Annotated in this window: 5 protein-coding genes, 1 pseudogene and 1 other annotated feature; of the genes and pseudogenes, 3 read left to right on the forward strand and 3 right to left on the reverse strand. The window is 59.5% G+C overall.

Features of this window, described 5'->3' with window-relative positions; translation table 11 throughout:
• Window positions 1-244: 244 nt before the first annotated feature.
• The gene (locus MVA01S_RS30630) at window positions 245-1,795 is read right to left on the reverse strand and encodes a serine/threonine-protein kinase (protein ID WP_157895608.1); all 1,551 of its coding nucleotides are present in this window, start codon (window positions 1,793-1,795) and stop codon (window positions 245-247) included.
• Between the two features lie 269 nt (window positions 1,796-2,064).
• On the opposite strand from MVA01S_RS30630, the pseudogene MVA01S_RS30635 reads away from it, so the two are divergent.
• From MVA01S_RS30635 to MVA01S_RS27465, 3 genes and pseudogenes are all read left to right on the forward strand, one after another.
• A pseudogene (locus MVA01S_RS30635) lies at window positions 2,065-3,327 on the forward strand (IS3 family transposase).
• Window positions 2,364-2,495, forward strand: a sequence feature (AL1L pseudoknot). It overlaps the preceding pseudogene by 132 nt.
• Before the next feature lie 247 nt (window positions 3,328-3,574).
• A complete protein-coding gene (locus MVA01S_RS31400) occupies window positions 3,575-4,387 on the forward strand; it encodes a hypothetical protein (protein WP_003934078.1) in 813 nt (270 codons plus the stop codon).
• 59 nt (window positions 4,388-4,446) lie between these two features.
• Window positions 4,447-5,274, forward strand: a complete 828-nt coding sequence (locus MVA01S_RS27465; protein ID WP_003934079.1) for a hypothetical protein — start codon at window positions 4,447-4,449, stop codon at window positions 5,272-5,274.
• Window positions 5,275-5,593: 319 nt separating this feature from the next.
• Here MVA01S_RS27465 and MVA01S_RS27470 read toward each other — a convergent pair whose 3' ends face one another.
• Window positions 5,594-6,538 (reverse strand): hypothetical protein, encoded by a 945-nt coding sequence (locus MVA01S_RS27470; protein WP_003934080.1) that lies wholly within the window; start codon window positions 6,536-6,538, stop codon window positions 5,594-5,596.
• Window positions 6,525-7,082 carry a DUF6932 family protein gene (locus tag MVA01S_RS27475; protein WP_003934081.1) on the reverse strand — a complete coding sequence of 186 codons (558 nt, stop codon included), beginning with the start codon at window positions 7,080-7,082 and terminating at the stop codon, window positions 6,525-6,527. Before MVA01S_RS27475 ends, MVA01S_RS27470 begins: the two co-directional genes overlap by 14 nt.
• Between the last annotated feature and the right edge of the window lie 601 nt (window positions 7,083-7,683).

Consider the following 7,683-nt stretch of genomic DNA (forward strand, 5'->3'; position numbering starts at 1 on the left):
CCTTGATCACCTGCTCTTCGAGGGACCTCAGGGCGTCGAATAGTGCTTCGGCGACTGTTGGCCCTCCTTTGTCTTAGCGGACTGCTGTGTCCCATACGGCTGCGGACAGCGGAAGGTGGTCCGGCCGCGGGCTCTTGAAGCCCCAAGAGGGGGAAGGCTGCTGATTTGGCTGGGTGCTGTGAACGGTGATGTCCATGGCCGGACACTAGCGGGACTCACCGACATCCCGGGACTACGTCGGGATCTATCTACCGCCTAACCGCGACCACCACGAGTTCTGTCGGCGTTGAGTTGGCCGCTCTGGCATCATCAGCGGCCGTTGCAGTTGGTTTTGAGCGGCATCGCCGAACCATCCGAGCCACCTGCCGACGAACTCCGATAAGTCCGACCTGTCTAGTTCATCCCACCCCCAGGCTAATTGCATGGAGGCAAGGCGCAAGGGGTTAAACGCCTCATGGGCCTCGGGTGCCGAGAGGCCGAACGGTTCAATCTGATGGGTACCTGCGCCTCCGCCCAAGGTGCTTTGCATGAAAGCGAGTTCATACCAGGCGAAACGGTCTTTCTCGTTGATGTCGCAAAACCACAGCGAGTGACTTCGACCGCGCCAGCCATTCTGGGATCCCGGCAGAGTGAGGCTGATGACGGATTCGGAAACAACAGTGAACGGTAGGGTGTCGGCGCGCGAGGGACTCGGCGCCGGAATGTCGAGGCCCAATTGCGCGTCGTTCAAGTCTGCGATGAACAACTTGCCGGCAGCTTGTTTATCAAATGATGTCGCCGATGACCCTTTCCCATATAGAAGATTCGCGGTCGGGGCGTAATCGCTAATAGCCTCGGTCAGCTCTTCCATAACCCGTTTAAACGCTGACGCACCTGTTTCTTGGAGGCGCTGCAGCCAAAGTTGATGCTCCTGCTCGGCAGACCTTTGAGCATCCTCGGCGGATCGCCTTTGGACTTGCACTCGGTTCGCTTGGGCAAGCTTCTCAAGGCCAGTGCTGGCAGGCGCACCGCCAGCAATCTTGCCGAGACGTTTCAATATGGCCGTAGGCGTCGGGCGCGTCTCAGGAACCTTGTATAGACATTCTTCAATAAGGTCTCGCAGCCTTGTGGACCCGACCGTTAGGTCCGGCGGGGCGGAGCCCAAATGCTGGGTTCGAAAGTCCGGACCGGGGAAAGGCAAATGTCCTGCGAGCAGCCGATAGCCCACCACACCGAAGGCATACACGTCCGCGGCCGCCCCGGCATGCTCTAGCCGCCACTGCTCAGGCGCTGCGTATTGCGCGGTCAGACTGTACTTGCGCGTATCTGGCGACGTACTAGCTTCCGCGTATCGGGAGATGCCGAAGTCGGCGAGAGACCACGTTCCGTTTAGTAGCAGTACATTCTGTGGCTTCAAATCTCGGTGTACGAGCGAACCATTGATGTCAGACAGAGCGGTTGCGATGTCAGTGAGGACGACAAGAGTTTCTTCGACGCTGAGCGAGCCTCCGCTGTCGTTGAGGTGCTGCGCGAGTGACCTATCGGCACGCGGCATTACCATCACCCAGTTGTTGTCGTGTTCGCCGTCATCGAGGAGCGGCACGACGTTGCGATGCTTAGCCGCCTCGTTTGCGGCGCCGATCAGCAGCTCCCGTTCTGCGCCGGGCTCTTTCATTACCAACTTCGCCACCGCGATGTTGTGTTGGGCGTCAGTGACTTCGTAGAGCGTGCCGAACCCTCCTCCGTCGGCGTTTAGTGGATTGAGCACGGTCCATTTTTGTTTGTTCAGCTCAAGCTGAATCCCCCCCGGAAGCACATCTCGATTGCAACATGCCAACGGGTCACCGTGCAGGGTTTTCCCGACCGAAAGGGTCTACGGCAAGAGATGTCGGTGGCCGCCGCTATGTTCGCCGGCCATGAGCAACGCTGCGGCCTGGGCCGTAACCGCAAGCAACAAGTTCCGTGGAGTGGAGAGGATGACCGAGAACCCGACCACCAAACTCCTCGCCGAAGGACTAACCGCGCTCGCTCTGAATCGCCCTGGAAATGCTGGAGGCTCCTGACTTCGGAAACGAGGATGCAGGTATGCCGAAAGAACAGTCGCCTGGGAAGCCCACGACACGTCGTTACAGCCCAGAGGAAAAGGCCGCGGCGGTGCGGATAGTCCGCACGCTGCGAGAAGAGTTGGGGACCGAGCAGGGCACGGTGGCGCGGGTCGCTCGCCAGCTCGGGTACGGCATCGAGTCAGTGCGATCTTGGGTGCGTTAGGCCGACATCGACGACGGACATGCACCTGGGGTATCTACCTCCGAGTCTCAGCGGGTCAAGGATCTCGAGCAGGAGATTCGAGAACTCAAGCGTGCCAACGAGATCCTGAAACGAGCGGCGAGTTTCTTCGGGGCGGAGCTCGACCGCCAACACAAGAAATAGTCGATTTCATCGACGCCCAACGGGGCGAGTTCGGGGTCGAGTCCATCTGCACCGTCCTGCGTAGCGCAGGTCTGCAGGTGGCCCCGAGCACCTATTACGACGTCAAAACCCGACCCCTGTCGGCGCGAGCGCAGCGCGATGCGGTCCTGGGGCCGGCGCTGCATCAAACTCTGGAAGGACAACTACTGCGTCTACGGCGCCCACAAACTCTGGAAAACCGCCCGGCGTGCTGGTCACGACGTCGGCCGCGATCAGGTGGCCCGGCTGATGCGGGCCGCCGGCATCGAAGGAGTCCGGCGCGGCAAACGTATCCGCACCACCAAACCTGATCCGACGGCGGCCCGGCATCCGGATCTGGTCAAGCGCAAGTTCACCGCGATCGCCCCGAATCAGCTCTGGGTGACCGATCTGACGTTCGTGCCGACCTGGGCCGGGGTCGCGTACGTGTGCTTCATCGTCGATGCCTACTCACGGATGATCGTGGGCTGGCGAGTAGCCTCGCATATGCGCACTTCGATGGTGCTCGATGCAATCGAAATGGCGCGGTGGTCACGCGGAAACACGCTGCCACACTTGGTATGTCACTCCGATGCCGGGTCTCAGTTCACGTCCATTCGCTATGGAGAGCGTCTGGCAGAGATCGGCGCGGTGCCCTCAATCGGAACCGTTGGCGATAGCTTCGATAACGCCCTCGCGGAGACGGTGAACGGCTACTAGAAGGCCGAGTTGATCTACGGACCGGCCCGCACCGGGCCGTGGAAGACCGTCGAGGATGTCGAGCTGGCCACCCTCAGCTGGGTGTACTGGCACAACACGAGCCGACTCCACAGCTACCTCGACGACCTACCTCCGACGAAGTTCGAAGCCGCGTTCTACGATGCATCACGGACCGACCAAGCCCTGGTCGGAATCCAATAGCTCGAGCCTCCAGCGAACCCAGGGCGATTCACTCGTTGTCATAGGGACTGCGTTCGCCACCCTGTACAAAGCGATCAGGTAGGCCCGCAAGGGGACAAAGGTCGACTCCCCCAGTAGTGCACCGGCCGTGCGATGCGGTGCCGGGGGCGCACTGCTGTAACTAGATCGCGGTCGCGATTCAGCCCATTGCTAGCTGTTAGGCCAAGTTCCATAACTCTACGGCGTCCGCGCACTAGATTTTCCCGTCGTGGCGGACGATATAACCGACGAGCAAGTGTTGACCAAATGGGCTGAGATTGCTGAACTCATAGAGGTAGTAGTCAATCGCATACAAACCCCGAACGAGTTCTCTGTTCAACCCGGATCGGAGCTTGCCGCCGCCGATGACGCAACAGACCCGTTTCAGATATCCCACGCAGCTAGGTGGTGCCTTAACGCAGGCCTGGACCATTTGCATGCGCTCAAGTCCCTCGCCATAGACGCGAACCCAAACCTCATCCATGGCTACGCCGACTACAGCCTTGTGCGTGGCGCCTTGGAGAACTTTGGCGCCGGCTTCTGGATACTTCATCCCGCCGACCCCATCACCAGGATCGAGCACGGGTTGCGCTGGTGGCTGAAGAACGTTCGCGACAGCGACAACGCAGTACGTGACCTCGCGCGGCCCGACTATCAACCGCTTCAGCGCCGACTCGAACGCATCATCGACATCGGTCTGGCCGCCGGTTGCGATCTCCAGGCGCTGAATAATCGGTACTTCAGCACCCCGGTAATGGAATACGCCAACCACCACTCGTCGGCTTCCAACCCGCAGCTGATCTGGAAAATCTGTTCGGGGTTCGCGCACGGTCGCCCCTGGGCCAGCATCGGCATGAACCATATGGAACGCAACGGCAACGACGATGAAAGGGGTGTCTCAGAAGTGCGGTTCACCTCGGACCACAAGCGCCTGCTGGGGGTTGCGCTTCCCGCTTTCCGACTGATGACTGACCTCGTCCGCTTGATGCAAGACCGATCAGTGCGACGGAATTTGGACACCGAGTCGGTTCGGCGACTATGAAGCAGGCCACACTCGGTAGAACCCGAACCGAAGCTGACGGCTGCCGTCGCTATCGACCAATGGAGTTCTCCTTCGACACCCGCGCTACGCTTCTCACGCAGGACACGACATCCTACGAACCCGAGATCGCCGCGCAATGGCACAACAACCAGCGCCTCATTCGAGAACAGCTCATACACCTTTTCGGCGCCGACTCATTCGAACGGAAGCTCGAAGATTTCATTGCGCTTGGGCCAGCACCCTGGTCGGTCATTGCTCGGCACAACCTATTCCTCAACCACATTCGGATGAGTTTTGCGTCCGGTGCGTACTACGCGTCGCTTGTGGCGGCGGGCGCCCTGGGTGAGCGCATTCTTAACCAGTTGGTCATTACCTTGCGAAATGACTACCAGTCCCACCCTGCCACCGCGAGGGTCGCCAAGAAAGACTCGTTTCAGAACTGGCATACGATGCTGACCGCGCTAAGCGGTTGGGGTGTAGTCGGAGCCGATGTGAGGAAGAAGTTCGAAGATCTCTGCGACCTACGAAATAAGGCCTCTCATTATGATTCGCGATTGACGTTGGACGGAACCGACGCCAGGCCCGAGGCCTTGGAGGCCGTGAGGCTGGCTCAGTCGATAATAAGTTCCATCTTCGCGCCGCATGGCGGCCCACCGGTCTACATCGACGGCATCGTAGGCCAAAGCTTCATCGCAAGAGAGCGAGAAGACGACCCGCTGATTAAGCACTTCTTCATCCCGGCCAGCGTTCTAGTCAGCCCGCAGCATGAATGGCATCATGTTGGCGACGGTGCCGGCGTGATGCTCGACGACGAGACTTACCATTTTCGGCATCCCGAGCTTTCGGATGTAGAGTTTGCGAACCACGTTGCAGGCAAGCACGATTGAAACGTGCTCAACTTTGTTGCGGCCTTTACGTTGCAACCACAGCGGAGCACCGTCGATCCCTCTTGAAGCGGCGTGGGAAGCGCGACACGACTGACAATCCGCTCACGCGCCTGCTTACGTACCCATCGCTACTTTACGGAATATGACCGACGCAGCAGCCTGGGCCGTCACCGCCAGCAATAAGTTCCGCGAAGTCGAACGGACCACCGAGAATCTGACCACCAAGCTTCTCGCCGAAGGTCTCTACTGCGCTCGCTAACGCGATCCGGGAACTCAACCCGGAGTAGATCAATGTCGTTGCTGCACAACGCACTCTGGGCTAATCGACGGACGGTGACGGCGGCTGAACAACACGCTCAACTCCGGTAACAGTGCGAGTGACCTTGGTATAGGTCCGCCGGGGGTGTGAAGTCGTATCCTCGGTCCAACTGAGAAGCACTTCGGTCGCCCATAGGTCGCGCAAGTCCTCTTCGCCGATCGTGTCGTTGTCGAGGGTGATAAATCGAAACTTGTTGTTCTTCTCGACGTACTCGAAACCGATCTGGCCATCTGTTGATATTTGCTTGAGTTTGCCCTGCTCGGTCCGTGGAACACTCTCAGTTTTTTCCACGTCAAGCAACGCGCGAAAGCCAGCCGCGGTCGCTCGAGTGAAGTTCTCCGTACGACTCGTCCCGCGGGGGCGAGTCCATATGATGGTCATGTCGACCTGGCTGTCGATAAGGTCTTTCGACAAAGTGAAAAGCTTCATCCCTAACTGCCTATTAACTTCGAGGTCTATGCCCGCAAGCTCCTCTAGGGGCACAGAATTGACCCGGTACAGAAGTGCGAATACGTAGCTGATGATGGCATCAATTGGACTGTCGTCGATTTCACTGTCTAGTTTGTCCTGCGGGGGTGTCGCCGGCTCTGGGCCGAACAACTCAACGATAGTGGACCCAGGTGCCACGACTGGCGAAAGATAGAGCTCGGCAAACTCCTTCGGGATTTTGACGCTACGCGCCGCTGCATCCACCACTTCGGAAACGCCGCCAATCAGGGCACCTGCGATACTCCCGCGGAGATCATTTCCTTTCACGCCCTCCCCGAAGAATCGGAGCTTGACAGACGTCCGGAATGCCGGCGCATCGAAACCAAAATGTCTGGCGGCTTTGACTGACTCGGCGCGGTCCAGTTCTTCTGCAGACTGAATGTCGGGATCGGGAAGCTCATCGAGCCGTGCACGCAACCGGGCGAGCCGCTCGCCCTGTGATTCAGCGGTAGCCATCTAGAACCACCTCCAAGTATCCCCGAACAGGCATCGCATGCGGCCGCTGTGGAGGTACGCGATCGGCCTTTGCGACCTTCCGCTGCCAGAAGTCGTCCCATTTTCCGCGTTGAACTAGGTACTTGGGATCTCCGCCGATCTCGGTGCCGTCAGGATGCCACCTAATCATGAACACATCGAGTCGGAGGCCGAGGTCTGTTTTTGGGTCTCTGAACAACTTGCTGACCTTGGAGAACGTGTTTGGATTGGTGATCCGGCTCATGTCAATAAACAACGCAGCATCGACGTCGCTTGGATCCAAAGTCTTGGTCACGAAACTTCCCCCGACGAACGCAGCGGGCACACGGACGCGTTCTTGCCGGATGAGTTCCAAGAAATCCTTGAAATCCGACCAGACCTGATCACGGGTGTTAGAGCCTTGATACACCGCATCGGTGACAAATCTGTCTTCAACAGACTGAAGGTCCGCGCAGAACCGCCCCCGCGGCAGGTCGCCGCTGCTGGTCAGCGGCGGTATATCTGGGAGTCCCCCCGGTAGCCCCATAGGCAGACCGTAGATAACTTTGGCACTCCGTGTCACCAAAACATCCGAGGCCGAGATCTGGTTGACGCGTCATCGTTGCCTCCCCGCGATCCACTCGTCAGGTTGGTGGCGCTTAATCCAAACGCATCCCGTGTCGTCGGTGTGGACGCCCCATCCGCGGCGCGACGTCTCCGCCGTGACGGCAATCCAAGTCTCAATAGTGCTGGGCATCAGCAGACCTCCTTCGGCGCCGACTTCCGAAAGCGGGAGGCATCGAACGCAACCACCGTACCGACCAACTTCCGACGACTTGGGCGGACCCGCAGCCCGCAGCCGAACGATCTCGGCCTTCGCGCGCTCAAGGGCGGGGTTGAGATTTGCCCGCAAGTAGGGCGCCGCCTCGAAAGTCTCCGCAAGAAGTTCGTACCGTCTCTCAGCCTCGGCAAGCTCATCATTGGCGTCCATCGCCTCACTGAGCGTCTTGTACTCGGCCAGCAGACCTCACCTTCCAGGGAGGGGGGTACTTCCAGGGAGGGGGGGGTAGGGGTGGGTCACACACACCCGCGTATGCCATTGAGGCGCGGGCTGGAGGGGCGGGGGGGGTGGAGGGGTCACCCCGGGG

It is taken from the genome of Mycolicibacterium vaccae NBRC 14118 = CIP 105934, from assembly GCF_001552715.1.
Classification (GTDB): Bacteria; Actinomycetota; Actinomycetes; order Mycobacteriales; family Mycobacteriaceae; genus Mycobacterium; species Mycobacterium vaccae.

Excerpts from the sequence above, each read along its gene's own strand:
- MVA01S_RS27465 (WP_003934079.1), top strand. The coding sequence starts at position 4,447 with ATGGAGTTCTCCTTCGACACCCGCGCTACGCTTCTCACGCAGGACACG.
- MVA01S_RS27470 (WP_003934080.1), bottom strand. The coding sequence starts at position 6,538 with ATGGCTACCGCTGAATCACAGGGCGAGCGGCTCGCCCGGTTGCGTGCA.
- MVA01S_RS27475 (WP_003934081.1), bottom strand. The coding sequence starts at position 7,082 with ATGGGGCTACCGGGGGGACTCCCAGATATACCGCCGCTGACCAGCAGC.